Origin of the sequence: Clostridium sp. MSTE9 (assembly GCF_000277625.1) — a bacterium.
GTDB classification, from domain to species: Bacteria; Bacillota; Clostridia; order Oscillospirales; family Acutalibacteraceae; genus Faecalispora; species Faecalispora jeddahensis.
This window is the reverse complement of sequence record NZ_AKFU01000030.1, coordinates 63,393-89,581: the sequence shown is the minus strand read 5'-3', so window position 1 is coordinate 89,581 and position 26,189 is coordinate 63,393. Positions and strand designations below refer to the sequence as shown.

The 26,189-nt window shown below is 49.7% G+C and carries 22 protein-coding genes; 8 read left to right on the top strand and 14 right to left on the bottom strand.

Features of this window, described 5'->3' with window-relative positions; all coding sequences use genetic code 11:
* The coding region (locus tag HMPREF1141_RS17620) for a hypothetical protein (protein WP_207636035.1) at positions 1 to 214 on the top strand (214 nt) is incomplete at its 5' end.
* An 8-nt stretch (positions 215 to 222) separates the two neighbouring features.
* Here HMPREF1141_RS17620 and HMPREF1141_RS06705 read toward each other — a convergent pair.
* The 3 genes from HMPREF1141_RS06705 to HMPREF1141_RS06695 form a co-directional block, all read right to left on the bottom strand.
* Positions 223 to 2,019, bottom strand: coding sequence for a GAF domain-containing protein (locus tag HMPREF1141_RS06705; protein WP_009062349.1), 1,797 nt, complete (start codon positions 2,017 to 2,019; stop codon positions 223 to 225).
* A gap of 292 nt (positions 2,020 to 2,311) precedes the next feature.
* Positions 2,312 to 3,661 (bottom strand): amidohydrolase family protein, encoded by a 1,350-nt coding sequence (locus tag HMPREF1141_RS06700; RefSeq protein WP_009062284.1) that lies wholly within the window; start codon positions 3,659 to 3,661, stop codon positions 2,312 to 2,314.
* A gap of 226 nt (positions 3,662 to 3,887) precedes the next feature.
* The gene (locus HMPREF1141_RS06695) at positions 3,888 to 5,309 is read right to left on the bottom strand and encodes a sodium:solute symporter family protein (RefSeq protein WP_009062336.1); all 1,422 of its coding nucleotides are present in this window, start codon (positions 5,307 to 5,309) and stop codon (positions 3,888 to 3,890) included.
* 284 nt (positions 5,310 to 5,593) lie between these two features.
* On the opposite strand from HMPREF1141_RS06695, the gene HMPREF1141_RS06690 reads away from it, so the two are divergent.
* The 4 genes from HMPREF1141_RS06690 to HMPREF1141_RS06670 all read left to right on the top strand — a co-directional run bounded on the left by HMPREF1141_RS06690 (position 5,594) and on the right by HMPREF1141_RS06670 (position 11,358).
* The gene (locus tag HMPREF1141_RS06690; protein ID WP_009062248.1) at positions 5,594 to 7,144 is read left to right on the top strand and encodes a spore germination protein; all 1,551 of its coding nucleotides are present in this window, start codon (positions 5,594 to 5,596) and stop codon (positions 7,142 to 7,144) included.
* 1 nt (position 7,145) lies between these two features.
* The gene (locus HMPREF1141_RS06685; RefSeq protein WP_009062373.1) at positions 7,146 to 8,303 is read left to right on the top strand and encodes a Ger(x)C family spore germination protein; all 1,158 of its coding nucleotides are present in this window, start codon (positions 7,146 to 7,148) and stop codon (positions 8,301 to 8,303) included.
* Positions 8,304 to 8,526: 223 nt separating this feature from the next.
* Positions 8,527 to 9,633, top strand: coding sequence for an endospore germination permease (locus HMPREF1141_RS06675; RefSeq protein WP_009062214.1), 1,107 nt, complete (start codon positions 8,527 to 8,529; stop codon positions 9,631 to 9,633).
* A gap of 783 nt (positions 9,634 to 10,416) precedes the next feature.
* On the top strand, positions 10,417 to 11,358 hold the full coding sequence (locus HMPREF1141_RS06670) for an NAD(P)-dependent oxidoreductase (RefSeq protein ID WP_009062290.1): 942 nt from the start codon (positions 10,417 to 10,419) through the stop codon (positions 11,356 to 11,358).
* Positions 11,359 to 11,527: 169 nt separating this feature from the next.
* Here the strand turns inward: HMPREF1141_RS06670 and HMPREF1141_RS06665 are convergent, their stop codons facing one another.
* From HMPREF1141_RS06665 to HMPREF1141_RS06640, 7 genes are all read right to left on the bottom strand, one after another.
* Entirely contained in the window at positions 11,528 to 12,415 is an 888-nt protein-coding gene (locus HMPREF1141_RS06665) for a DegV family protein (RefSeq protein ID WP_009062315.1), read from the bottom strand.
* A gap of 96 nt (positions 12,416 to 12,511) precedes the next feature.
* Positions 12,512 to 13,642, bottom strand: a complete 1,131-nt coding sequence (locus HMPREF1141_RS06660) for a DUF4317 domain-containing protein (RefSeq protein WP_009062298.1) — start codon at positions 13,640 to 13,642, stop codon at positions 12,512 to 12,514.
* A gap of 104 nt (positions 13,643 to 13,746) precedes the next feature.
* Positions 13,747 to 14,040, bottom strand: a complete 294-nt coding sequence (locus HMPREF1141_RS17340) for a hypothetical protein (RefSeq protein ID WP_155863541.1) — start codon at positions 14,038 to 14,040, stop codon at positions 13,747 to 13,749.
* A 330-nt stretch (positions 14,041 to 14,370) separates the two neighbouring features.
* A complete protein-coding gene (locus HMPREF1141_RS06655; protein ID WP_009062221.1) occupies positions 14,371 to 15,441 on the bottom strand; it encodes an extracellular solute-binding protein in 1,071 nt (356 codons plus the stop codon).
* Positions 15,442 to 15,490: 49 nt separating this feature from the next.
* Positions 15,491 to 17,140: an iron ABC transporter permease gene (locus HMPREF1141_RS06650; RefSeq protein WP_009062273.1), complete on the bottom strand. Its 1,650-nt coding sequence runs from the start codon at positions 17,138 to 17,140 to the stop codon at positions 15,491 to 15,493.
* 18 nt (positions 17,141 to 17,158) lie between these two features.
* Entirely contained in the window at positions 17,159 to 18,271 is a 1,113-nt protein-coding gene (locus tag HMPREF1141_RS06645; protein ID WP_009062351.1) for an ABC transporter ATP-binding protein, read from the bottom strand.
* Between the two features lie 27 nt (positions 18,272 to 18,298).
* Positions 18,299 to 19,087, bottom strand: coding sequence for a DeoR/GlpR family DNA-binding transcription regulator (locus HMPREF1141_RS06640; protein ID WP_009062269.1), 789 nt, complete (start codon positions 19,085 to 19,087; stop codon positions 18,299 to 18,301).
* A 277-nt stretch (positions 19,088 to 19,364) separates the two neighbouring features.
* On the opposite strand from HMPREF1141_RS06640, the gene HMPREF1141_RS06635 reads away from it, so the two are divergent.
* The 3 genes from HMPREF1141_RS06635 to HMPREF1141_RS06625 all read left to right on the top strand — a co-directional run bounded on the left by HMPREF1141_RS06635 (position 19,365) and on the right by HMPREF1141_RS06625 (position 22,325).
* Complete coding sequence (locus HMPREF1141_RS06635; RefSeq protein ID WP_009062302.1) at positions 19,365 to 20,705, top strand: sn-glycerol-1-phosphate dehydrogenase; 1,341 nt, start codon at positions 19,365 to 19,367, stop codon at positions 20,703 to 20,705.
* Between the two features lie 70 nt (positions 20,706 to 20,775).
* On the top strand, positions 20,776 to 21,585 hold the full coding sequence (locus tag HMPREF1141_RS06630) for an HAD-IIA family hydrolase (protein ID WP_009062319.1): 810 nt from the start codon (positions 20,776 to 20,778) through the stop codon (positions 21,583 to 21,585).
* Positions 21,586 to 21,605: 20 nt separating this feature from the next.
* Entirely contained in the window at positions 21,606 to 22,325 is a 720-nt protein-coding gene (locus tag HMPREF1141_RS06625) for an HAD hydrolase family protein (protein ID WP_009062345.1), read from the top strand.
* A gap of 170 nt (positions 22,326 to 22,495) precedes the next feature.
* On the opposite strand, the gene HMPREF1141_RS06620 is transcribed toward HMPREF1141_RS06625, so the two are convergent.
* From HMPREF1141_RS06620 to HMPREF1141_RS06605, 4 genes are all read right to left on the bottom strand, one after another.
* A complete protein-coding gene (locus HMPREF1141_RS06620; protein ID WP_009062252.1) occupies positions 22,496 to 23,212 on the bottom strand; it encodes an L-ribulose-5-phosphate 4-epimerase in 717 nt (238 codons plus the stop codon).
* A 397-nt stretch (positions 23,213 to 23,609) separates the two neighbouring features.
* Positions 23,610 to 24,197 carry a hypothetical protein gene (locus tag HMPREF1141_RS06615; RefSeq protein ID WP_009062309.1) on the bottom strand — a complete coding sequence of 196 codons (588 nt, stop codon included), beginning with the start codon at positions 24,195 to 24,197 and terminating at the stop codon, positions 23,610 to 23,612.
* A gap of 72 nt (positions 24,198 to 24,269) precedes the next feature.
* On the bottom strand, positions 24,270 to 25,094 hold the full coding sequence (locus HMPREF1141_RS06610) for an ABC transporter permease (RefSeq protein WP_009062357.1): 825 nt from the start codon (positions 25,092 to 25,094) through the stop codon (positions 24,270 to 24,272).
* Positions 25,091 to 26,038, bottom strand: a complete 948-nt coding sequence (locus tag HMPREF1141_RS06605) for an ABC transporter ATP-binding protein (protein WP_009062365.1) — start codon at positions 26,036 to 26,038, stop codon at positions 25,091 to 25,093. Before HMPREF1141_RS06605 ends, HMPREF1141_RS06610 begins: the two co-directional genes overlap by 4 nt.
* Between the last annotated feature and the right edge of the window lie 151 nt (positions 26,039 to 26,189).

The window sequence follows — 26,189 nt, the reverse complement described above, 5'->3', positions numbered from 1 at the left end:
TTCTTTGTGCGCTGTGCTTTACCGAAACATCCAAAAATGCAGCCGAAGTTCTATGACCACACGGGGGAATCAAAAGAATATTTGGTATGCCAAAAACATTTTATGTGTTTTAAGCAGATACTCCATACTTCAAAAACAGCAAACCGCCAAGCATCAGAAAGGCATTCATCTTCTTCGCCCAGCAGACCTTTCATCTGGGCTTTCTCATGGGTAAAGCATTTTTTAATAATCGGAATTCTTGTGGATGATGCCATACAGCATACAAGCCGCCTGAATATTGAACCAATCCTGTGTACTGTCAAAATCCTGCTGCAAAAGTCGTTCGGCTTTTCTGACCCGCCAATACGCAGTGTTATAATGGACATTCAGGTACTCAGCCACATATTTAATATTTTTATTAAAGTTAATATAGGCCTGCAAAGTATTCATCAGACCCGCATTCTTTTGCGCATCGTACTCCAACAGTGGTTGCAGCACTTTGTCAATATAGCTGTTCAGCTCATCTCCGCTGAGCTTCAAAATCAAATACAGGATTCCCAGCTGTTCATAATTAACAATCTTGGAAGAAGTGGGATACTTCTCGACTATTTCAAAGCACTCCCACGCTTCCCGATATGATTTGGATAAATTCAAAAGATTCTCATACAACTGTCCGACGGTGATCTGAATATTTTTATCGAGCCTGAGAATCTCCCGGCCAACTTCCACTGTTTGCTGCTGTTTGGTAAGGGCGCTTTTTGAAAAAGAAACCATGACGTAAATCAAATTTCTTTCCGGCACTACAATTCCATTAATCCCCCGTTTCCCCAAAAGAGAAACGATGTCTTTGACCAGCTTATTCGAACGGGCGGCCTGTTCAAACAAATTTGCGCAGGAAGAAAAATCCTCCTTTACAATAATCACGCCGAAATAATCCCGATAGTCGAGTCCCAGCTTTTCCGCGTGAAGAATCAGGCTTTTATCAATCACACCAGACAAAGCACCGTGGAACACGTCGCCCTTGATTTTCTGGGATACCTCAAACAGCTCGTCCTGTTTGAGCCATTCCTGTGCCACTACCAAGGATGCGTAGCTGAGCGCCAGCTTTTCCAATTCGTCCAGTTCATCCGTATTGGTAAACACAGTAAGAAAGCCCAATAGTTTGTTTTTTCCGATGACAGGCGAAATAAAATAGGTGCCATCCTCATCTTTGTAATCCATAATGCTTTGAAGTTTATTTTTTACAAACTCATTGTATCGGCTGAAATGAAAAAAGCTGGAAGGCAGCGGACAGTCCACCCCCTTAGGGGAATAGGCCACCGGCTCCAGCAGAATATTATACAGGACCACCGGGAACGAAATCACCTTTTCGAGATAATCCAGTATTTCTGAAAAACCGATTCCCCTTACAATAATATCGGTAAAATTATTCTGTATCAGCAGCATTTTCTCCAAATCCCGTTTCCGGTTTTGCAGCTCCAGAATATAATGCTTTTCCTTTTTGATCATATTGGATTGAAAGATCGCGATCGCCGCATAGTCTGCGGCGGCTTCCAGCAGTTCCAGATCCTCCGGCGAAAACTTCTGGTCCAGACTGTAATTATCGACAGTAATCACACCGATGATCTGATTATGAATAATCAGGCAGGCAGACATTACCGCTTTGGGGGATTCGGTAGAATCCCTGCTTCGTCCAAACCGAGACAGTGGAATGTCTGTTGGGCCCACATATGCCTCCAGCTCATCCACACTGTTAATGATAACCGACTGGCGGCGTTCAAAGGTTTTTCCGCTGATTGCTATCCCTGGAGGAATCTGATGCAGCAGTATTTCATTTTGAAATCCCGCACAGGACTGCAGACACAGAACCTTCTTCTCCTCATCGTACAAATACAGCACCCCGGCATTTGCGGAAGGAAACACTTTGATTACCTCCCGTAAAATATAATCCAAAATGGCGTCGCTGTTGAGAGAAGACGTAATGTTCCGGCCCATTTTCACCAACAGGTTGTAAGACTTTAATTTCTGCTCGTTGTCCATAGCTCACCCAGCCCCGGCACGCCCTCGCGTGCTTGTCTTTTTCTGATGGCGGAAGTTCGATCGGCTCATATTCGTTCAGTCGTTATCAGCCTGCCTTTCCTCACAACTTTTTATAGAAAATGACCGCGTATCCGATCCATCAAAGGGTCCCTTTTCGAAGGCCGATAAAGGGAAATTGGATCAAAAAAGGATTGCTTGTTAAGAACAGAATACAACGCCTTTTTTCCACTGTCAACATCGGAAAAGTTCCCAGCCGCAGCATTGATAAAGGCAACCAAACAGAGCCGAGTTTTTATTCAAAAGTTTTTTGATTTTTCATGATCTCCTGTGTAAATTGCAATCCGTCCTCCCACGTGTAAGCGAGCTTTCCATTTACGATCACATAGCGAATCCCCTCGGGAGGAAGCGCACAAATATCCATACCATATCCGCCCTTTTCCATCAGCTCCTCCGGCTTAAATATGACAATATCCGCATCCTTATCTTCTTGCAGCCGCCCTTTTGATGCAAGCTTCAGCCGATTGGCCGGGTCAATGGTCAGCTTTGCCAAGGCTGTTTTCAAATCCAGAATAGTTTCCTCGATCGCGAACCTTCGCAGAAAGCGCGCGGTGCTGCCGGAGCTGCGAGGATGCCCTTTGATCGCCCCCAAGACGTTGTCTCTGGTAATGATCGCGTCACTTCCCATAAATACCAAAGGATGCCGGAGCGCCTGCACAATATCTGCCCAAGGGGTGGCCCCGTGGCAGGCGACCGTGGTATCTTCCCCCGCTTTACGCAAAAGGGAAAACAGCTCGGGTGTACAGCGCTTTCCTTCCCATGGCCCAGTCAGAATCTCGATATCCTCATATGTAAATTCATAAATATGAAAAGGGTCGCCGTCGAAAACCGCAGACTGGATTCCAGTAGCCCATGTGTCGTATGGATACATATCCGCCCGCACATCAAAGCCCCGTTCATTCATTTTTTGCATGATATCCAGTGTCCTTTTCATATGGTCTTTCCCATAAATATTGGCCGCCAGGTGGGACAGCTGCATGCGCACCCCGGTCTCCTCCAGAATTTCCATCATCTCCGCAACTGCTGCTTCTGCCATCGCGGGATAATCGTAGCGCATATGAACAGCCAGAAAACCGTCATACTCACGAATGATCTCTGCGGCGTCCATCATCTCCTCTTTGGTAGTGCCCGGTGCATACTGCAGCCCGAAGGATACCCCCGAGAACCCCATCTTCAGGCCCTCGCGCACCATTTCCCGCAGGAGCTCTCTCTCTTGAAAAGAAGGCTTGTGATATCTGCCGATCCCCAACCATTCCCGCAGAGCGCTGTGCCCGATCAGGGCCAGATAATGAATCGGAAGGGTGCTTGTGGATATTTTTTGATAATACGGCTCAAAAGGATACACTCCTATCCCACAGTTGCCCCCCAGCATTGTGGTCACTCCCGCCCGCAGCATAACGTCGGCGGTGAGCTTGGGCAGGCTTTTGTTTTCTTCTTCATTCGCAGAGGGCACCACAGCATAGTCCTCGTGGGTATGAATGTCGATAAAACCCGGGCTTACCACACAACCCGACGCATCAATCACCTGGCGGCCGGTAAGCTTTTGCAAAGTCATTGCCTGGATCCGGCCATCTGTAATTCCCATGGAAAGTACCTCATCACGATTGCTTTCCGGATCAATGATTCTCCCATTTTCTATCACCAAATCGTACAGCACGTACTCACGCCTTTCATTCGTATGATATTTGAAATCTGTCTGCGATATAACCGCAGACAGATTTCACGATTTTGCTATCTCAATGATTGGTCAGTCGTCTGTACCGTTTTACAGTAAACCGGTACAGACCGAAAAACTGCCGCTCCAACAGGAATCATATTTCTCCCTGTACCTGGTCAATTATTGTGTTCTCCTCCTTGCTGCTGGGTTTCAAATAGGCAGCCAGAATATATGCCGCCAGAGAGAATCCCGCCCCCAAGGTGATACCGTCTGCGGGGATGATTCCGGTATAGGCAAGACCCCATCCGACCAGCCCGGCAATGATAGAAGCAAGGCCGGACAAAGCCGAGGGTCTCTTCCACGCAAAGCCCAGAAGAATCGGTACAGCCAGAGTCGCACCCATCAGATCCGCGCTCATGACCCAAAGGTCAAACATGGAGGGAGCGACAATCGCAAGGAACATTACGATCACTCCGCAAACCAGAGAACTTATTTTACTGGCCCGCAGATTTTCCTTTTCACTGGCCTGCGGCCGGATCCGATTATAAATATCCTTATGAAGAATCATAGAGCTGACCAGCAGCAGCGTATCGGCTCCGCCCATAATAACCGCCAGCAGCACCGAAAGGAACAGCGCTCCCACGATCGTATTGAACTGATCCATTACCATAAAGGGAAGAATGCTTTCCGGAGTCTCATAACCCGGATACAGAGAAAGGGCCGAGAACCCGATAATCATCATGATTCCCCCGCAGAGGACAAACAGCGCGATCAAAAACAGGATCATGGACTTGCGCAGGGTTTTCTGATCCTTTGCGGCATAACACTGCTGCCACATATCCGGCCAGGAGATAATTCCCAGCAAAAATACCAGCGCGGAAGAAATCGCAACGCCAGGAGTAAAATAACCGAAAAGCTGAAAATGCTCGGCAGGCGCCGAAGCAAAAACAGCGCTCAACCCACCCGCGTTGTTTACCAAGCAGAACGCCAGAATCACCAACCCGACCAATGTAATAGAGCCCTGTAACACATTGTTGCTGGCAACTGCCCATAATCCGCCGTAAGCAGTATGTAAAATGACAATGACCGCTGTAATCAGCAGGCTGGTTGCATAAGACAGATTCGTCAGCTTGACAAAGATGGAAGCCATCGCCATATATTGAAATGCAGTAATTGCCAGATAGCCGATCATGATAATCATCGAACAGAGGAACTGAGACCCTTTTCCGTAGCGATAACAGAACCAGTCCCCTACTGTTTCGCCGCCATGCCGAAACCCGAACTCGCTGATTTTGGGCGCCAGATACAGAATGTAGATCAAGTAGCTCAGGGCAACACCGATCACAAACCAAAGCTGTGATAGTCCCCTCTGGTAATACCAGCCCGTATATCCCACTACAGACGCCGCCCCTACCGCAGTGGATAACAAGGTGAAGAATACAAATAAAGTCCCGAATTGACGGCCGCCAACGGTATAATCCGTGTTGGTGACCGTATTTTTCTTTGCAGTATACAGCGGCAGCAGCAAAGTTACCAGCAAATATACTACGACAATTGCGATTGCACCCCAATTCATTGTGATACCTCCTTAATCATTTACAGCGCTAAATCGGCTTATGACTCAATTATAATCACGCCTTTATTGTTTAGCGATATAAATGAAAACAATAAAAACCCCATTTCCCTGTAATCTGTCCACAATGGAATAACCCCCGCATCCGTATGAAAGTACCGACAAAGCGGAAAGTGAAACCGCGCTTGACACGAAACACAACAACACCGGCCATGCCGCAGTGGATTCCCTTGCCTGCCCTGTTTATTTCAGGAAAATTTGGAAAAAATAACAACCGGTGATTGGAAATGAATTTATGGAAAAAACGAAAAGGGCAGGAAGAGGATTGCCCACCCAACGAGCAAAAACAACCGGGCGGCACAGAGCTGACTTTCTCTTTGGAAGAAAACCTGGCGACCCTCCGCTCCATTTTCGAATCGGACGATATGATACAGTTCCGAATTCTGGAAAACAAATCGCAGAAAGCCATCCAGGGCTGCGTGATTTATGTGGAGGGAATGACCGACCATCAGATTCTGGATGAATATGTCATCGAACAGGTGATCAGCAGCGATGTTCCCCGTTACACACGCACCGACTATTTGGAAGAACTGCAAAAAAAGGCGCTCCTCGCCAGCAATCTGTGTCTTACCCAGGATCTTCAGAAAATCACAGACGCAGTGCTGGTGGGAAACGCTGTTTTGCTGTTGGACGGCTCCCCAAAGGCAATTATTATTTACTGCAAAAACCTGGAGAGCCGCGCCGTAGAAGAGGCCAGCTCCGAACAGGCGGTGCGGGGGCCGCGGGACGGCTTTACCGAGCAGCTTTTGGTCAACCTGTCCCTGATCCGCAGAAGAGTTACCTCCGCCGATTTAAAATGCCAATACAAATATATTGGCAGGGTAACGAAAACAAAGGTCTGCATCTGCTACCTGAAAAACATTGCCTCCGATCAAATCGTAAAAGAACTGGAGCACCGTCTGAACGAACTGGATATCGACGGAATTGTAGATTCCGGATATATTCAGGAGATCATCAAGGATTCCCCCTTCTCTCCCTTTGACACAATCGGACATTCCGAACGCCCGGACTCCATTGTAGGCAAGCTGCTGGAGGGCCGGGTCGCGCTGGTTGTGGATGGGAGCCCCTTTGTCCTGACGGTTCCCTTTATTTTTCCAGAACTATTCCAGACGCCCGAGGACTACTATAACAATTTTATTTTTGCTTCCTTCAATCGGATGCTGCGTATTTTCGGCGCGGTTCTGGCACTGTTTGTCCCGGCTATTTATGTGAGTCTGACGAATTTTCATCAGGAGCTGCTCCCGACGCCTTTGCTGCTCAGTATTGCGGCGGGACGCTACGACGTCCCCTTCCCCACTGTGATCGAGGCCTTTCTGATGCTGATCGTTTTCGAAATCCTGCGTGAGGCGGGCGCCAGAATGCCCACTGCAATCGGGCAGACCGTCAGCATCGTCGGAGCTCTTGTGCTGGGAGAGGCCGCAGTGGACGCGAAGTTTATCGCCCCTTCTATGATCATCATTGTCGCCCTGACAGGGATCTCTGCTTTGATGAACACAAAGGTGCAGGGCGCTATTTTGGTACTGCGCTTTGTCTTTTTGATCCTGGCGGCCTTTATGGGGATCTATGGTGTTATTTTCGGTGCGCTGTGTCTTATCACACACCTGATGAGCATCCGTTCCTTTGGCATTCCTTATATGTTGAAGGAAGGCTCCATCCGATACACCGACATCAAAGATACCCTCATCCGTGCGCCGTGGTGGTATATGCGCCTGCGGCCCCAGTTGATCGCTTCCAAAAACAGAGTGCGTATGAGTCGGCACGCAAAGAAAGGAACGTAAGATGACCTCCATACGAAAAATCATTGCTTTGCTGCTCATTGTTCCGCTGCTCTCCAGCCTGTGCGGGTGTTGGAACTACCGGCTGCTGGAGGATCTGGGGATCGTGGCAGGGGTAGCGATCGACAAGGGCACCGATGATAAATTTGAACTCACGATGGAGATCGCAGACGCCAAAAGCGGCAAGGAACGAATGGTGGATTCCCACATTATCCACTCCTCCGGAAACACGATTTTCGACGCTGTTCGGGACGGTATCTCCATTATCGGGAAAAAATTATACTGGAGCCATACGCAAGTCATTGTCGTCAGCGAAGAGATTGCCCGGGACGAAATGATCAACGTAATGGATTGGCTGAACCGCGATTCAGAAACCCGCACCGATATTGAACTGTTTGTGGCAAAAGGAATGCCTGCAAAGGATATTTTCACAATAGATAACCCCAGCGGCAATATTATCTCTTTTACGTTGGAGTCAATGATCGAAAACGAGACGAGCTTGTCAAAGGCCAGAAAAACACAGACCTGGAAATTTGCCAATGACCTGATCTCTCCCGGCATTTCCCCGCAAACCCCCGCTGTGATGCTCTGGGACGACAGCAAAGAACAGACCCCTATGGTAGAAGGGGCCGCGCTGTTTCATGATTCTGTTTTTGTCGGCTTTCTGGATGGAGCCGACACCAAGAATCTTCTTTTTGTACAGGACCGAATCGAAGGGGGGCTTTTGACTTTTCCGCTCAACTATCAGGGGAAAAAGCTGTCCGTTTCCCTGGAAATCTTTGAGAACCAGACAAGATTTGAAACCAGCTGGACGAATTCGGTTCCAGAAATAAAGATCACGATGAAAACAATCGTAGCCCTTGACGAGCTGCAGGGCACGCCCGGTGAGATTGACGAGAAGCTGATTGCCGCCCTGGAAGAGGCCGCACAGGTGTATCTGAAAAATAATATCGAGGCTACGATTCGTCTGGTTCAGAACCAATACGACTGCGATACTTTCGGATTTGGAAATTATATTTATCGTACCGAATCTCAGAAATGGAAAAAAATAGAGGCTGACTGGGATACGATTTTCCCGAAGCTGAAAGTGACCGTAGTTCCAAAGGTCATGATTAAAAACAGCGCGACCCAGGAAAAAACGATTTTCGGGGGTGTCGGTTAGTGTTTGCTCTGGTTTTACTCGGGTATGCGTTCATTGTCCTGATCGACACCATTCCTGTTTATAAAGACGGGACGCGCAGAGAATTCTGGGTCTCCACTAGTCTTTTAGCTGTCTCTTTGATTGTGGCGGTTTTGTTCTCTCTGGGAGTCGATCTGCCCAGCCCGGCAGATCCCCTGAGACAGCTCATTACAAAAATCTATGGCTTGTAGCGCGAGGATGATATATGAATCAAGAACGCATCACAAACCATCAGCTGTTCAGTATGGTTGTACTGTTTGTTATCGGCAGCTCATTGATCGTCGGAGTGGCCGCGCAGGTTGAAATCGATAAATGGATTGCCATCCTGATTGCTTTGGCTGCGGCCGTGCCTACGCTAATGGTATATATCAAGCTGCTTTCTCTGTTCCCCGGAAAGAATCTGTTCGATATTTTATTCCTTGTTTTCGGAAAATGGGTAGGCCGGCTTTTCGTTTTGCTGTACACGTGGTACGCCTTCCACCTGGGCGCTATGGTGCTGCGCAATTTCGGTGAATTTGTCAATATGATGGCCATGCCGGAAACCCCTATGATCATGCCGATTCTGCTGATGGGAGTTTCCTGTATTTGGATCGTCAAGGAAGGAATCGAGGTTTTGGGGCGCAGCGCCTTCTTCCTGCTTCCCATTATCGTCGCCATCATTTTCATTGTGCAGCTGCTGTGCATTCCCCAGCTGAACCTGCAGTTTTTAACGCCGATTCTGGCGGACGGCTGGGAACCTGTATTGGAAGGCGCTTTCTCCACCTTTTCGTTCCCTTTTGCTGAAACTGTTCTATTTGCCGCCGTCTTATGCTGTCCGGCAAATAAAAAAGCTCCCTACAAGCCCTTTTTAGGCGGACTGATTGCAGGCGCATTCATTATTCTGACCGTCACCTTCCGAAATCTTATGGTTATGGGGGCCACCTTAAAGCAGAGCCCTTATTTCCCTTCCTATATTGCGGTGGGAAGAATCCGCATCGGCGATTTTTTACAGCGTATGGAAATCACGGTATCGATCGTCTTCGTGGTTGGGGCTTTTATTAAAATCAGCATTTGTCTGCTTGCCGCCAGTACCGGGGTTAAAAAGCTGGTCGGCCTGAATCATTTTCGCTCTGTCGTTATGCCGATCGGCATACTGATGATTCTGCTGGCGAACGGAATTTATAAAAACACCATAGAAATGGTAAAATGGGCCTTTGATATTTATTCTTACTATGCGCTGCCGTTTCAGCTGTTTATCCCTCTTGTATTGTTAGGAATCGCCCTGATTAGTAAGCATAAGGAAAAGAAGGCCAATGAGCAGCCTTCTTCTTAATGATAGAAAGCAGCAGAAAAACCAAACAATCTGAATTTTTCCGCAGACGAACCAACGCCCTAAAAGATTGATGCTTTTGCGGGGTGTCCGTCTTCTATATAATAAAAAGGATAGAAAGGGAGAAGGCTCTGCTTTTCTCCCTTAGCAGGCAATTATTCGTTTTCTGTCGCCCTTTCCCATGCAATGATTGTTCATAATTTTATTTTATAATGACCTTGTTCTCTTTCGAATCGGACATAGCACACTTTCATAAAATATAAAAGTAAATTATTTCGTAAATTATATAATTTGTTTGAGTTTTTTTGAGTTTATTTGTAGCTCTTATTTTATCATAAGAACTATATAGCGGCTAGCGGCACAATTTTTACACCGGCAGTATGATTCGGCACAATTTTTGTCAAGCTATATAAAATTCAATAACATGCCATAGAAAAAGCCATATGCAAAGATCAAGTTTTTTGTATTAGACAAACATATCTCTTCCTGCTACAATAAGTAAGATTGTTTAAATTGTAATTTTGTTTCTTTGCCAGCTTTTGATCTGAACGTTTGAAAGCATGAGATTCCAGCTTCCAGGAACTCTTCCCAAGTCATGGGACCGCGTTTTTCTCAAAGCTGAATCCAATGATAAAGCAGCAGAGTCAGTTATTCCTCATCGTGCCAGTTCTTTTGGCACTGTTCTTATGCCGATTGATTGAATTACTCATAAAAAGCGGCGTTGTTTCGTGAATAAACAACGGAACGCGCTGTGAAAATTGTGATACAAATGAAAGGAAGATTCTCATGAAATGTCTCATTATTGACGCTGTCCATAGCTCTATTTCGGAAGAGCTCGGCAAGTACATGCAGGTTGATACCCACATGCTCCCCTCCCAGCAGGAGCTGGCCAAACTGATTCCCGATTACGATGTGCTGGTCATGCGTGTTGACCCCGCCATCAACAAGGAAATTCTAGATGCAGCCAAGAACCTGAAGGTGATCGGCGTTTGCTCCGTCGGTCTGAACCACGTTGACCTGGAGACCGCCAAGGCAAAGGGCATTCAGGTGTTCAACGCACCCGGCCTGAACGCCAACGCCGTAGCAGAGCTGACCCTCTCTAAGATGCTGGATATCGCCCGCCACACCATTCCCGCCGACGCCGACGTTAAGGTAAACAAAAACTGGGACAAATATAAGTTTGTCGGCAGCGAACTGAGAGGCAAGACACTGGGTATTCTGGGCTTTGGCCGCATCGGCCGCCGCGTAGGCGAGCTGGGCCGCGCTTTCCTGATGAACGTAGTGGCTTACGATCCCTTCCTGAAGCCCGAGGACTTTGAGAAAGAGAACGCCAAGGGCATGGATATTGATGAACTGCTGAAGGTTTCCGACTATATTTCCATTCACATCCCGCTGACCCCCGACACCAAGAATCTGTTCAACGCTGAGTCGATTGCCAAGATGAAGTCTGACGCTGTCGTGCTGAACATGAGCCGTGGCGGCATTGTCAACGAGCAGGATATGTATGAGGCTCTGAAGGCCAACAAAATCGGCGGCTATGCCACCGACGTAATGGAAAATGAGCTGGCAGCCGGCGGCCTGGGCGAGGGTGCTTCCTTTGATTCCCCCCTGTTCGAGTGCGATAACTTTATCGTTACTCCTCATCTGGGCGCTCAGAGCTTGGATGCTTCCCGCGACATCGGTGTATTCATTACCGCGAAGCTGAAAGAAGCTTTGAACCTGAACTAATCAGTGTAATCACTGAATTTATAGTATTTCAAAAAAGGCCGCCCATAAAAGGGCGGCCTTTTTTCCCGATTATGATTCGCTTTAGCCGTCAGCCCACAGAAACACTGGATTTCTGCGGACTGACGGCTATCGCTTTTCTTACTGAAAACAGAAAAGGACAGCAAACGATCTACCTGAGCAGCGGGCCTGCTTCTACCAAGCCGATTCCCGCGGCGCCGGGGCCGGAATGCGCCCCTACGACAACCCCCAGATCGCTCCGGTAGATTTGTCCGGAAAAGGACGCCGCTTTTCTCAGATAATCGATGGCGTAATCGGCATCCTCGGAAAATTCCGCGTTCTGAACGGTGACAATCAATTGACTCCAATCGGAAATACGCGAAATCGCAATATCCATCATCGTTTTCAGGGAATTTTTTCTGCCGATCACGGCCTTCACCGGGCGGACGGCGCCATTGATAAATTCACACACCGGCTTGATCTGGGCCAGCTTCCCCAAAAAGGCGGTCGCTCCCCCGATTCTTCCTCCGGCTTCCATATATTTCAGATTGTTCACGACAAACAGCGTGGTAATGCTGCCCACCGCCTGATTCACCCTGCTGACAATCTCCCGAAAATCTTTACCGCTTTCTATCATTTTGGCAATTGCGATTTCAAGGGAGGCCTGTCCACAGGCACAGGTGTTCGAATCGATCACCTCAACCTGTACGTCTTCATGCTGTTCGATGAAAACATTCTTCGCCAGAGAAGCCGTTTGAAAGCTGGAGGAAAGCTTGGAGGATATGGTTGTCACAATAAAATCTTTGGCACCCCGGATATACCGTTCCTCCAGCGCGGCCAGCCAATCATTCACATTGGGCGCAGCGGTTTGGGGAACATCCTCAGGGTTCTTTTCCATATGCTCATAAAACTCGCGTGCACTGTAATCGACATTCTCGCAGTAGTAATCTGTATTTTGAAATTTAAAGTAAAACGGCACCTCTTTCATCTGATGCTGCTCTACAACCTCCCTCGGCAGCCCGCCAGAGGAGTCCGCAATAAAACATATTTCTTTACTCATGTTATCCTTCCCATCCATTCATCCGGTTTTGATTTGCCGGGCCGCACCCGCTCAGCATAATACCACATCTCTTTCAGCTGATTGGCTGAAAAAGCATCAGGTAATATGTACCGGAACACCGTTGACCTCAACGCCGTCTTCCGCACGAATCATAATATATTTTACACCGTTGATGACACGTGTTTCCACCAGATGATCCGTGCTTCCGTTCACCTGAATCTTTATGTTCGGCGCAGTTACCACCAGCTGGTTTGTTTCTACCAGATTCTTCGGGCTCAGATTGGTTTCGGGGCCAAACTGTTCGTCAAACTGCTTTTCAAAGCTTTCAATATGCTCTTTAGAGACTCCATGAGTCTCAAGAATCCGCGCGACGTGGCCTTTGGAGACAGTCAGCGGGATTTCTTCCTTATTGGCCTTGTGCTCCTCAATCAGATTTTTCAGCTGTTCCTGCACGGCGCATACGGTGTCAAAGTCGCATTCGCGCTCAAGCGATTCGCATAAGATGCTCTGAAATGTCTCTTTCTGTTCCGCGGCAGGCATGGGAACATTGCAGTGAAACATGGTGTCGACAAATTGAGCATAGGTTTCGGAGCTGTCCTGAACATAATAAAGCGTACTGTAAATATTGGCGCTCCGATCGTCGAATGCCGGGAATAAAAATCCGAGCTTTGGCGGGGAAACAGCCCAATCCGTTTTGCAGTTGCGGAACGTGTTTTCATTTACATAGTATCCAAGCACCGGTTTGGTCAGCTTCACGGGACAAATGCTGCACAAAATATAAGAATACACCTCGGTGGAATTGTCGTCCTGTGTTTGTCCATCTTTGGAGCGAAACGGAACGTCATAAGTATCATGGGTCAAAAGAATGAGATAATTCTCATCCAGTGCAATAGAAGCAATCACATTTTGAAAAAAGCGGTGTATGACGTCCTCATCTTTCAGAGAAGAGTCTTTCAGCGCCATCAACAAGCGGTGTTCTTCACTGTCGACCACCTGCTGCGTGGAAAACTCCATATTGATCAGGTTCTTATTTAGAGTACCCGAAAGTGTTTTTTTCAGGATAGAGATAAAATTTTCCGCCTCCTCCTGAGGCATCAATGCGACGGACTGATTAAATTCAGAGATAATTTCGCCCTTGGTGTTCACGTAGCATCCGCGTATACTCCGAATATTATTTTTTTCTGTCCGAAAGCGGCGGCGGATTTCTGAAACTTCTTTTTCATTCATGATAAACCCTCACAAATTCTTTTGCTGTGATTCATTTTGCAATCGAATCCTGCCAAACCTTCGCGGCTTTCCATTAACAGAAAGTCTCTTGGTTATAACAGTTTTTACTTTTTCTCGTAATCAATACCATACCATATTTTTTTCCAGTTTTGCAACCTTTTTACTGGATTAGTAATCCATTTTTTGGCAGGGCTTATTTGGGAAACAGAAAAGTAGCGTTTTTGCGGGCGATTGCTACTATTCTTTTGCAGGCTCTGCCCTACCGAAGAACTGGTGATGAACAATTTCTCTCTGGCACAGGAAGCGGATGGGATCAATGATATCGAAATCTCAAAACTACTTTGCGCATAAAGAAAGTCACTGCGGAGTTGCAGCTCCACAGCGACTAAGGTTTCCATCACACATCATACGCATACTTGATCTAACAAAACATTATGACCTCTTACCTAATGTAGTCTGGGAATTGCTATGACAATGCTAATGCCATAGTTGAAAATATCTTCTCAATTTTGAAGTAGAATATATTTTCCGGCACAAACTTCGGACCTTTGCCGATGCCAATCGGATGATGGATGAGTGTATCCATTTCTATGACTATGAGCACACCCAGATAAAAACAAGACTGGCGCCACTTGCGTTGCGCCAGCCCTGTTTAAAACTCGAAATCCTGCATGGGGTACTTTTTGTTCCGTCCGCATTATCCGGACCCGTTCACCGGATCAGGTTCCTCAGTTGGTATACAGATTGGTCCAATGTTCCAAAATCTGCTCTTTGTTTTCGGTCAGCCATTTGGTATCGCGTTTGACCCACTTGATGCTTTCAGTAGCCGGCAGATATTTGGAATCAATCGTTTCGGGGGTTGTCATGCGCAGGGTGCCAAGACCTTCACCCAAAGCCTTCTGCCCCTCGGGGCTCATAATATAATTGATGACGGCTTTTGCATTCTCCGCATGAGGCGCTCCCTTGAAGACTGTGGTGCCGAAAACGGAGGCGGAGGTGCCCTCTTTGGGATAAACCAGCTTAATATTCTGCGCTCCGGACTTCATCAGAGCGGCGATGCCGTCCTCATAAGTCATGCCCACAACATACTCGCCGCTCTCTACGCTCTTAAAGCACGCGGAGGAAGAAGAAGCGATGACCAGCTTGTTTTTCAGAATTTTTTCAATATAATCCCAAGACTCCTTGGAATCATTGCCGTAAACAGACATAATGTTGGACAGGTTGTTCCACGCGGAGGAAGAGGAGGTCGGGTCGGCAAGCAGGACTTTGCCGCTCAGTTTCGGATCCAGCAGATCCTCATAGCTGTCAATCTCGAGGCCCAAATCCTTCTCCAGTTTGCTGTTGACACAGAAAGCGGCGGTGGAAAGGTGATCCATGTTATAAAAACCATTGGGAGATTTGTATTCCTCGGGCACGGTACTCTCATAATCCGACAGCCAGTGCTCGAACAGATCGGTGTAATGATCGCCGTCAGAAGCATCCAAACCGCCCCACATCATATCGCCCTGCGGGTTGTTCTTTTCTGCATCGATTCGGGCGGTCAGCTCGCCTGCCGTGCCGTTTACTACCTCTACATTCAGGTCAGGGAATTTTTTCTCGAGCAGTCCAAGCAGAACGTTCAGATCATTTTCCGTCATTGTGGAATAAAGCACCAGATCACCGGAGGCGGTCTGGCCAGCCTCACTTTGAGCCGTGCTTTCTGCCGCAGCCGCCGAGCTGGCCGGCGCCGCATTACCGCCGCAGCCCGCAAGTGATGCCAGCATACACAGGGCCGTAGAAAACGCAATTACCTTTTTCATAACTATCCCCTTTTTTTGTTCGTTTTTATTTCAGGCCACCCGGCCAGAATCACATTTTGATGTCTTCATCCTTGCTGATAAAGAGGTATGCCAGCAAGATGGCTGCCGTCAGTACCGTAAGGATTGCCGAAAACGCGCAGGCAAGACCGTAGTTGCCGCGCCCGATGGCCACGTAGGCCGACATGGTAAGAGTGATTGTTTTGTTGTTGTACAGGATAATACCGCTGGACATTTCCGTCACAATCGAAACAAAACTGAGAATTGCGCCTGAAACAATGCCGCTCGACATCATCGGCACCGTGATCTTCCAGAAAGTTTTCATCTTTGATGCGCCAAGGCTGATGGCGGCCTCCTCCACACTGGGGGAAATCTGCATCAAGGTTGCGGTTGCCGAACGGATGGTATATGGCATTCGCCGTATCACGAGGGCAACGATCATGATGGTCATGGTGCCGGTGAGCGCCATCGGCTTCTGATTGAACGCAATGACCAGCGCAATGCCGATGACCGAGCCCGGCATAATATACGGCAGCATAGACATGGTATCGATCGCATGGTTGAACACATTGCCGCGCCGTACCACCAGATAGGCAATCAGGATGGCCATAATCACGATGATGATGAGAGAACCGATGCCAAGCAGCACCGTGTTGTTGATAGAGCGCACCAGCAGCTTTTTGATGGCCAAATGGTAGCTGTCCAGAGAAAATCCGGGTTTAAACACCGCCTGATCGCAGTTGCGGAACGAAAGATAAATAATGTACACCTGGGGCAGAAACGCAATCAGCACCAGCAGATAGCTGTACAGGTACATCAGTACGCCCAGAATTCCCTTCGGCTTTTTCTTATCGATCGGGTGCAGTGCATTGATGGAGAATTTAAATTTGCTGGTTCCCCATTTCTGCAGCAGAAACACCAGGGCCGTCACCACAATGGCGATCACGCTGATCGCCGCCGCAAAATTGTGGTTCTGGCCGGTTTCACCCAGATACTGGTTGTAAATCTCCACCGGAAAGGTACGGTAGCCCTCACCGATCAACAGCGGGGTACCGAAGTCGGCAAACGCACGCATAAAGACCAGCAGCGCCGCCGCCAAGACCGTAGGCATCGACAGACGCATCAGCACATTGAAAAAGCGTTTGATGCCGACACAGCCCATATTGGCGGAAGCCTCCATCAGTGTATTGTCAATATTTTTGAACGCGCCGTTCATATAGACAAACACCAGCGGGAACAGCTTGAGCGCCTGCACCAGAAGAATCCCGTTAAACCCGTAAATGTTGCCGACATGAATGCCGAGCAGCCCCTCAAGCACCTGCGTTACTACGCCGCTGCGCCCCAAAAGCAAAATCCACGCATACGCGCCGATAAACGGGGCGGACATACAGCACAGCACCGCCAACACAAAGAGGAATTTTGTCCCCTTAAGCTGATAGAAAGAATAGAAATACGAAAACGGAATCCCGATCAGCAGCGTTACCAAAGTAACTGCAATACTGACCTTAAAGCTGTTCAGAACGGTATTGATGTAATACTGCTTGGAAAAGAATTTGGCGAACTGCGCCAGGGAAAAGCTGCCGTTCGCATCCCGCACGGACTGCTGCAGAACGCCGAACATCGGGTAAATCAGGAACAAAAAGAAAAGACCGAGAAACAGAAAGGTGATACCGGTCCAGACTTCCATCTTTTTTGTTTTCATTTCTGCGCCCGTCCTTTCTTACCGGGCGTCGCAGTCATTGCGCACGCCCTCCAGAATATTAGCCGAGCCGTCTGCCGCGAACAGATTGGCCTTTGTCATGTTGACCGTAAGGGACAGCTCTGTCCCCTTTTCGTAGCTCTGCCCCAGCTTGGATTCTTCAATACACTCAACCGCGGTGCCGTCTTCCAGATGCATATAGCAGTGGGTATTCAGGCCAAGGAACACGCAGTCATCCACCACCGCGCGAATGCCCGGCGTACACTTGGGGTTGATGAGCAGCTCCTCCGGCCGGATAGAAGCCTTAATCGGGCCGGGAATCCGGTACTGCTCCAGAACATGCGGCACCTCGACCGTATAATTCCTCAGACGCAGATATGTAAGACCATCTTTCAATTCAAGATTTGCGTCCATCACGTTCGAGCGGCCGATAAAGGTAGATACAAACAGGTTGGCCGGGCGCTGGTACAGATCTTTCGGCGTGCCGACATGCTGCACCACACCGGCGCTCATGACGGCAATGCGGTCTGAAACCGCCATTGCCTCCTCCTGATCGTGCGTCACATACACCGTCGTAATTCCAACATTGTGCTGGATGTTTTTGATAACCGTGCGCATTTCGACGCGCAGCTTGGCGTCCAGATTGGAAAGCGGCTCATCCATCAGCAAAACGTCGGGCTGAATACACAGCGCGCGGGCCAGCGCCACACGCTGCTGCTGCCCGCCGGAAAGACGGTCCGGCATACGGTCGGCAAAGCTTTCGATCTGCATCAGCTTCAGAAATTTTTCCGCCTGATCGTGAATTTGATCCTTCGGGAAGCTCTTGTTCCGAAGACCGAACTCTACGTTTTTGCGCACAGACAGATGCGGGAAAATCGCATAGTTCTGGAACACCATACCGATGTTACGCTTGGCAGGGTCCAGATCGTTAATCCGCCGGTCGTTAAAGTAAAAGTCACCGCCCTCAATCGAATTGAACCCGGCGATCATGCGCAGCAGCGTTGTTTTACCGCAGCCCGATGGGCCAAGCAATGTAAAGAATTCCCCCGCACGAATATTCAGGTCCAGATCCGGAATCACGACAGCATCGCCATACTTTTTACAGGCATGGCTGATGTTGATGTTGATGCTCATGGATGTTCCTCCCTCGCTTTTGCTTCGCTATTTTACGGCGGCCTGCGGTTGCCCGCGCAAAACACTGATTCCCTGTTCTTCAAAATGCTGCGCTACTGCATCCGACATATGCCAGTCTGTTACCAAAACGTCGATTTCACCGGCCGGCACGATCTGCATCAGCGAATCGTTGCCGTATTTGCTGTAATCCATCAGGATAAATTTTTCTTTCGAGGCCGCCAGCGCCACCCTTTTGAGTTCCGATTCCCGCAGACTGGGGGTGGAATAGCCGCGCTCTACGGTAAAATGGTCGCCCGTAATGAACCCTTTATCAAAAAACATTTTTTTCAGTGAATTTTCGGTTGTCGACCCGACGCAGGAATGGATACTCGGCCGCAGCTCACCGCCGACGACAATCACCTCAATATCCTGCACACGTGTCATTTCCATCGCAATGTTGATGGCGTTGGTACATACCATGATATGGCGTTTCGGCCCTTCGACAATCAGTTTGGCCAGCTCGATCGTCGTTGTGCCGGTATCCAGAAAAATGGCCTCGCCGTCTTTAATACAATCGTAAGCCGCCTGTGCAATGGCCTGTTTTTCCAGCACATGCAGCGTTTCTTTTTCCTGATAAGAGCGTTCGCGCAAAGAACCGGAAAGGCTGACCGCCCCGCCCCAGGTGCGGCGCAGCAGGTCTTCCTTTTCCATATCGGCCAGCAGCTTGCGAACCGTCACTTCAGACACCTGCAGCTGTGCGCTGAGCTCGGTAACCGTAACCGACGCGTTTGCCTTCAGCTCATCCATAATAAATTGCATTCTTTGATCTCTCAGCATTTTTTGCCTCCGCTCCACTTTTCGAAACAATTCGAAAGTGTATATAGTTATTATAATGATGTGTAAAAAGTGTGTCAATGAAAGCAACCACCAAAAAATCGGTCTTGTTTTTGGATAATTGATCAATTTTATAAGGATACAACCTTTTATTTTAGTAATATTATGTTAAAACATTAATTAACACACTTTTTGTTGCTAAAAATACCCAAATAACGTTTTTCAAATTATTACGATTTTTTACGATTTTATATAGACAATCGAAACACGATCCGTTATAATGGAATCGAAATTTTCCACAACACGTGTGCTGCCTATCAACCAGATTTTTCATCTAAAACAAGGAGTGATTTCGGCGATGATGATCGACAGTAAAAAATACAGCGGCGCCTGCGCCTGTGGGCACGACCACAGTATGGATACAAACCTTGCGGTAATACAGGCCGGCTGCCTAAACCAACTGGATGACTACCTTCAGCAGTTTGGGCTGCAGGGACCCCGCGCCGCCATTTACGACGAAAACACTTATCACGCGCAGGGGCTTGTTCGCCCGCGCGCCGAACAGGAAATTATTTTAGCCCCTGAAAACCTTCACGCCAACGAAATTGCGGTAGAAAAGGTTTTGTCGCAGCTGCGCGGCGACATCGCTATTCTGATTGCGGTCGGCAGCGGCACCATTCACGACATTACCCGCTACTGTGCGCATGACCGCGGTATTTTATTTATCTCTTGCCCGACGGCGGCCACAGTGGACGGTTTTTGCTCCACAGTATCCGCCATGACGTGGTACGGTTTTAAAAAGACCCTGCCCGGCGTCGCCCCCGCCCTGGTGCTGGCCGACCTGAATGTCATCTGCAAAGCGCCGGCGTATCTTGCTTTGTCCGGTGTCGGCGACATTTTAGGCAAATATACCGCCCTTGCCGACTGGAAAATCTCGTCCGCGGTATCCGGTGAGTTTTTCTGCCCGCAGATCGAATCTATGACCCGCAAGGCAGTGCAGGCCGTTTACCAAAGCGCGCGCCGTCTGGCCGACCGCAACGAAGAGGCATATGAAGAGCTGACTTACGGCTTGCTGCTCAGCGGCCTCGCCATGCAGCTGATGGGGAATTCCCGTCCGGCTTCCGGTGCGGAGCACCACATTTCACATCTGATCGAAATGGAACCCGATGGGCTTGGCGTTCATTCAAATGCTTTGCACGGCGAGAAGGTGGGCGCCGCCACTCTGTTGGTCGCAAGGGAATATCATCATCTGGCCGAAACCGAAGACATTGCCCCGCATGTACATACCTATCGTTTTCCCGACCGCTATTATCTCTTCCCCATTTTCGGCGAGCGCCTGACCGACGCTGTTTCAGAGGAAAACCGGGACAGTTGTATGAAACCCGTCACCCCGACAGCTCTGATCGAGCACTGGGCTGAAATTCGCAGCATTATTGCGGAAATTCCTGCGGCAGACGAGCTGCAGTCTTTGTACCGCGATGTCGGCATGAAATCCACGCTTGCCGATCTGGGGGTTCCGCAGTCTGCCCTGCCGAAGCTGATGGAGTATTCTCCCTGCGTGCGCAACCGCATGACGCTGATGCGCATCCGCCGCATGATCGACCTTCCCTACTGCGAATAGCCCTATTTCCCCGCCGCCTCGCAGGGAATGGGCGGGCAACACCACGCGCCGTGCGCCAAAGGAGATCAGGATGCAGTACCTTATCAATCAGGATTCCGAAAACAGGCTGTCCCGCATCCGCTGCTTTGCGCTGGATATGGACGGAACCGTCTATCTGGGCAGCCGCTGGATCGACGGGGCCAGAGAATTTTTGCATCGGATAGAGGAAACCGGCCGCCGGTTTTGCTTTTTGACAAACAACTCCTCGAAAAATGCCCGGTGTTATTTTGAAAAGCTGGCAGACATGGGGCTGCCCATTCAGCCGCAGCAGCTGGTGACCTCCGGTCATGCGACGGTCGCCTATCTGAAAAAACATCACCCTGGCAAAAAGGTATTTCTGCTTGGCAACCCCCAGCTGTGCGAAGAATTTATTTCGCTCGGCATCCCGCTGGAAGAAGATCACCCCGATCTGGTGGTGACCGCTTTCGATACCTCTTTGACCTATGCCAAAATGTGCAGAGTATGCGACCTTGTTCGCGCAGGCCTGCCGTACCTGAGCACCCACCCCGACCTGAACTGCCCGACAGAAACCGGCTTTGTCCCCGATTCGGGGGCCATTCACGCGTTTATCCACGCTTCGGCCGGGCGCTGGCCTGACGAAATCATCGGCAAACCCAACCGCGCCATCATTGATTTTACGCTGGAGCAGACCGGCAGCCTTCCGGAGGAGACCGCAATGGTAGGCGATCGCCTGTACACCGATATCGCCGCCGGGGTGAACAACGGGCTGACCGGGATTCTGGTGCTCAGCGGCGAAGCCGCACTGAAGGATATAGATGGATCTGATGTTCATCCGGATTTAATTTTTGATTCTGTGAAAGAAATGATTCCGCTTTTGTAAGCGGCAAGGAAGGAAACCTTATGCCTGACACCAAGCTGCTGCGGGTTGCCGCCTTTGATTTGGATGGCACTCTAACCCAACATAAAACGCCGCTGAGTGCGGCGCATCGCGCGGCCCTGGATCAGCTGGCAAAGCGCTTCCGGCTGTTGATGGTGGGCGCGGGGATGTGCGCGCGTATTTTTGAGCAGATGGAGCATTATCCCATCGACATACTGGGCAACTATGGCATGCAGTTTGCCCGGTATGAAAACGGACGACTGAACATGGTTTTTCATAAAACACAGCCGATTAACCGGCCTTTGATTGAGGAGCGCGTCACGCGGCTGCGCAAAGCCCTGGGGTTTACGCAGTTTACCGGGGACAATGTGGAATACCACGACTCCGGCTGCCTGACATTCCCGTTGCTCGGCACCAGGGCCGGCCCCGCGGACAAACTGGCCTTTGACCTGAACCGCAGCCGCAGGCGGCTGATTTATCCTGCCGTGCGCGACGCTTTCCCGGAATACAATGTGTTTATCGGAGGCTCTTCTTCGTTCGATTTCGCACCAAAACCATTCGATAAATATTACGCGCTGAAGCGATGGTGCGAACAATTCGGGTTTTCTACCGAACAGATTGTCTATTTCGGAGACGATTACGGCCCGGGCGGAAACGACGAGGCTGTTCTTCACTCCGACGTACATTTTGTGCGCGTAGACGATTACCATGATTTTCCCGCAATTGCGGCGCAGTATTTCTGACGTGGAAACGAATCCGCTCAAAAGATGTATGGCCGCAGATGTTTTCCCATACTCCCCTTCCATCGGCTAGTATGCCGTCAATGCAAAGAGGCCGGCGCCGCAATGGCGTCGGCCTCTTTGCATTGACGGGCATTGCCGCACTTTCAGCACTCTCAAGCCCTGGTCTTAGTTTACAAACGGGTTCGCCGGCCATGCGATTGCCCGTAATAGGCATTCGTCCCGTGCTTGCGGAAATAGTGCTTGTCCATCAGCTCCTGCGGCATCGGCTTTGCATCCGGATTGATCTGCAGCGTAAGGCTGGCCATTTTGGCGACCTCTTCCAAAATCAGCGCATATTCCACCGCCTGCACCGGATCAGCCCCCCAGACGAACGGCCCATGGTTTGCCACCAGCACAGCCGGGGCCTGTTCAGAATTCTTGCCCAGCTTTTGAAGGGTCTCGACGATCACGTCCCCGGTACGACGTTCATAATCGTCCTGGATTTCTTCACGGTACATCGCTCTGGTGCAGGGAATTTCGCCGTACATATAGTCCCCATGCGTTGTGCCAAAGGCCGGTATAGGGCGATTGGCCTGCGACCACGCTGTGGCATAGGTGGAATGGGTATGCACAACGCCGCCGATTTCTGAAAAACTGCGATATAAAACCAGATGGGTGGAAGCGTCAGAAGACGGGTTCAGCTCACCCTCGACGATATTCCCGTCCAAATCCAGCACAACCATATTGTCGGGCGTCAGCTGCGGGTAATCTACACCGCTTGGCTTTATGACCATCAGCCCGCGTTCCCGGTCGATTCCGCTTACATTCCCCCAAGTCAGAGTAACCAGTTCGTATTCAGGCAGCAGATGATTTGCCCAGCAGACCTGTTCTTTCAATTCTTTCAGCATTCTATTCCTCCCATTGAAAAGCGGCCGAAGGATTTTCTTTTTGTTCCGAAACCGGTACGGCAGAAATCCTCCATTTTTTGTTTTTCCGCTGCCAGACGACGCCGCGCGCAACAAAAGCAGCAGCGTTTCTATCTTATTTTTCGCAACATGTCTCCCGTGTTGCCCTAATATTATATTACCCAATTCAGGCAAAAAAAGGAATACCCAATTTACTCGGAAAAGCCGATAATATTAAACGCCATATCATGTAAACGATTGTGCCAATTATCTCGAGATGTCCAAGTTCTTCTGTACAGATATCCGTAAAACAGCGCTTCCGATTCGCCGGCAAAGCAGCGAATCGGAAGCGCCTGGTTTTGTGTACGGATCGATTGGATCAGTTATGCTTGCCCGGCGTTTATCCCCAGAAAGCGCGGAGATCGTGATCGTACGGAGAATACCCGTGCAGGCCTTTTCGGGACATGAAATGCTCATGCAGCTTGCGCATGCGGTTAAACCCATCATGGTCGCACATGCCCCGGAGTCTTGCGACCCATTCTTCGTTTCTATCGAAGTCGGAATCCTCTTCTGATCCGGCCTTTTTCTGAAGCTCGTCGATCATACGGGCCAGAAATCCGCTCAGGACAGTTTTTTCATCGTCGCTCAGAACGCCCCACACATCGCTTAAGCACTGGTATTCAGCCACTTCTTTCAAACCGAGTTCCGTCAGTTCCACGGCCTTGTCATCGGAGCCATCAATGGACTTTAGAGCGATATACCCCTTTTGCTCGAGTCCCAGCAGTAGTTCTTCCCCCGCGGGCATACGGCGGCTCAGCATTTCGATCAGCTCTTTCATTGTCATTTCCGGGTGCGCCTTGATCAGCGCCAGCAGTCTTTTGCGCCAGCCATCCGGTCCGCTCGCCTGAAAGCTGCGGAGCCGCTCTTTGAGAAGCAGGCGGGTAACGCGGGAAAATTGTTCATTCAAAGCAAAATCCTTGTCATTCATGGTATCAATCCTCCTGATATATTTTTGGCTTGGTTTGATTGGAATCCTGATGATGGATTGGGTCAGCTCTGCTCACTTGTTCTTTTCGCTTCTGGCGAAGAAAAGGGTGCCGATCATCAGGCATACCACCGTGATCGCAATAATGGCGACGAGCGTGACAGCGGGGTTGAACAGCACCACGCTGTCATATTCCGGCGTTCCGGCATAAACCACGGCGCGCACAAGATCCAGACAATAGGTCATCGGCATCAGACGGCTGATGACGAACAGCACGCCGCTGGAATTGTTGATGGGGATAATCGCGCCGGACAGGAACATCTGCGGCATGGTGATCAGCATGACCGCCAGATTGGCCATCTTGTTGCTCTTGATCAGCCCAATCACAATCATGGCGAGCGCGCCCGCCGACAGACACATGAGCGGAGACAGTGCGAGAACGGCCAGAATCTGTGATACGGGCAGCGTGATGCCCATGACAAGCCCCACCACCAGAGTGCCGATCAGGCTGACAATCGCCCCGAAGGACGAACCGATGATTTTCCCGATCACGATGGAATAACGGGAAACGGGCGAAATCATCATCTCCTGGGTAAAGTCGGTGAAATGGTCCTCCACTAGTGACGAAATGCCGGACGTTGTCGACATGAACAGCATATTGACGAGCATGCCCACCAGCATGAATTTGCCATAATTAAAGCCAAGCCCGGCCGCCATATTCTGCGCAAGGCTGCCGCCCAGCATCCCCATCATCAGAATCGGCATGGCCAAACTCATAATGATCATGCCCGGCGACTTAAAGAACAACGTGATGTCCCTTGCCGCGATGGTAGCCACGGCGTTGAGTTCTTTCATGGCCCTCGATTTGATTTTCGGCTGCTGTAATACAAGCTCGCTCATGCCGCCCCGCCTCCCGTTCTCATCAGATATTCCACATAGGCGTCCTCGAGCGACGGCTCCTGAATCTTCAGCACCGTAAGCTTCGTCTCAAGCCGCGCGATGATATTCTGCGCTGTTCTGTCCTGATAAGGAACGATGATGTGGCCGTCAACGTGATAGCTCAGGCCCATATTCGTAATTTCACGGATCAACCCATCCTTATCCTGCGCGTCCACGACGAGTTCCTGTTTGAGAAGGCTCGACTTCATTTCGTCCGGCGAACCGGTGATCGCGATTTCCCCGTGGTTAATGATGCAGACCTTATCGACATTCTCCGCCTCGTCGATGTAATGGGTCGTCAGAAAAACCGTCGTGCCGTTCTGCTTGCGCACGTTGTCGATGTACTCCCAGAGGCTGCGCCGGCTCACTGCGTCAAGCCCCTGCGTCGGCTCGTCAAGAAACAGGATTTTCGGCGTGTGGATCAGGCTGCGGATAATTTCCAGCTTGCGCTGCATTCCGCCCGAAAGCTTCTTGATCGGCTGAAACAGCGCATGCTCGATGCCGACGATCTCGGCAAGCTCCATGACGCGGTTCCGGTATTCGGCGGGCATCATTTTGAAAGTGGGCCGATAGCCGTACATGCCGTAAAGACAGGCGTGAAAGCGGATGTTTTCCTCCGCAGAGAGCTGAGGATCAAGGCTGGGCTGCTGGAAGATGATCCCCACTTTATCCCTTACATGCTGCGCATCCTTTTCCACATCGTACCCCGCGATCGTCACGCTGCCGGATGTCTTGGACAGCGTGGTCGTCAGGATGGAGATCGTCGTCGTTTTGCCCGCGCCGTTGGGGCCGAGAAACGCGAAAAACTCTCCCTCATTCACATGAAAGCTCACGCCTTTCACCGAAGGCTCCTTTGCCTTTTCATATTGTTTCACAAGCTCGTTTACCGTGATGATAGAACTCATACCATTCCCTCCATTGAACACGCGAGAGATGATATGTTGGATCTATCGGCTTTTTTTGCCGAGAACTCCCGAATCATGCGGCCGATCGCGCGGCACACCAATACGATGATCGAGAACATAAAAAACACCTCCGTTTGATTTATGACCTCAT

What these genes read in the sequence shown, in the direction of transcription:
- HMPREF1141_RS06705 (WP_009062349.1), bottom strand. Translation starts at nt 2,019, where the DNA reads ATGGACAACGAGCAGAAATTAAAGTCTTACAACCTGTTGGTGAAAATG.
- HMPREF1141_RS06700 (WP_009062284.1), bottom strand. Translation starts at nt 3,661, where the DNA reads ATGGGAATTACAGATGGCCGGATCCAGGCAATGACTTTGCAAAAGCTT.
- HMPREF1141_RS06695 (WP_009062336.1), bottom strand. Translation starts at nt 5,309, where the DNA reads ATGAATTGGGGTGCAATCGCAATTGTCGTAGTATATTTGCTGGTAACT.
- HMPREF1141_RS06690 (WP_009062248.1), top strand. Translation starts at nt 5,594, where the DNA reads ATGAATTTATGGAAAAAACGAAAAGGGCAGGAAGAGGATTGCCCACCC.
- HMPREF1141_RS06685 (WP_009062373.1), top strand. Translation starts at nt 7,146, where the DNA reads ATGACCTCCATACGAAAAATCATTGCTTTGCTGCTCATTGTTCCGCTG.
- HMPREF1141_RS06675 (WP_009062214.1), top strand. Translation starts at nt 8,527, where the DNA reads ATGAATCAAGAACGCATCACAAACCATCAGCTGTTCAGTATGGTTGTA.
- HMPREF1141_RS06670 (WP_009062290.1), top strand. Translation starts at nt 10,417, where the DNA reads ATGAAATGTCTCATTATTGACGCTGTCCATAGCTCTATTTCGGAAGAG.
- HMPREF1141_RS06665 (WP_009062315.1), bottom strand. Translation starts at nt 12,415, where the DNA reads ATGAGTAAAGAAATATGTTTTATTGCGGACTCCTCTGGCGGGCTGCCG.
- HMPREF1141_RS06660 (WP_009062298.1), bottom strand. Translation starts at nt 13,642, where the DNA reads ATGAATGAAAAAGAAGTTTCAGAAATCCGCCGCCGCTTTCGGACAGAA.
- HMPREF1141_RS17340 (WP_155863541.1), bottom strand. Translation starts at nt 14,040, where the DNA reads ATGGAAACCTTAGTCGCTGTGGAGCTGCAACTCCGCAGTGACTTTCTT.
- HMPREF1141_RS06655 (WP_009062221.1), bottom strand. Translation starts at nt 15,441, where the DNA reads ATGAAAAAGGTAATTGCGTTTTCTACGGCCCTGTGTATGCTGGCATCA.
- HMPREF1141_RS06650 (WP_009062273.1), bottom strand. Translation starts at nt 17,140, where the DNA reads ATGAAAACAAAAAAGATGGAAGTCTGGACCGGTATCACCTTTCTGTTT.
- HMPREF1141_RS06645 (WP_009062351.1), bottom strand. Translation starts at nt 18,271, where the DNA reads ATGAGCATCAACATCAACATCAGCCATGCCTGTAAAAAGTATGGCGAT.
- HMPREF1141_RS06640 (WP_009062269.1), bottom strand. Translation starts at nt 19,087, where the DNA reads ATGCTGAGAGATCAAAGAATGCAATTTATTATGGATGAGCTGAAGGCA.
- HMPREF1141_RS06635 (WP_009062302.1), top strand. Translation starts at nt 19,365, where the DNA reads ATGGAATCGAAATTTTCCACAACACGTGTGCTGCCTATCAACCAGATT.
- HMPREF1141_RS06630 (WP_009062319.1), top strand. Translation starts at nt 20,776, where the DNA reads ATGCAGTACCTTATCAATCAGGATTCCGAAAACAGGCTGTCCCGCATC.
- HMPREF1141_RS06625 (WP_009062345.1), top strand. Translation starts at nt 21,606, where the DNA reads ATGCCTGACACCAAGCTGCTGCGGGTTGCCGCCTTTGATTTGGATGGC.
- HMPREF1141_RS06620 (WP_009062252.1), bottom strand. Translation starts at nt 23,212, where the DNA reads ATGCTGAAAGAATTGAAAGAACAGGTCTGCTGGGCAAATCATCTGCTG.
- HMPREF1141_RS06615 (WP_009062309.1), bottom strand. Translation starts at nt 24,197, where the DNA reads ATGAATGACAAGGATTTTGCTTTGAATGAACAATTTTCCCGCGTTACC.
- HMPREF1141_RS06610 (WP_009062357.1), bottom strand. Translation starts at nt 25,094, where the DNA reads ATGAGCGAGCTTGTATTACAGCAGCCGAAAATCAAATCGAGGGCCATG.
- HMPREF1141_RS06605 (WP_009062365.1), bottom strand. Translation starts at nt 26,038, where the DNA reads ATGAGTTCTATCATCACGGTAAACGAGCTTGTGAAACAATATGAAAAG.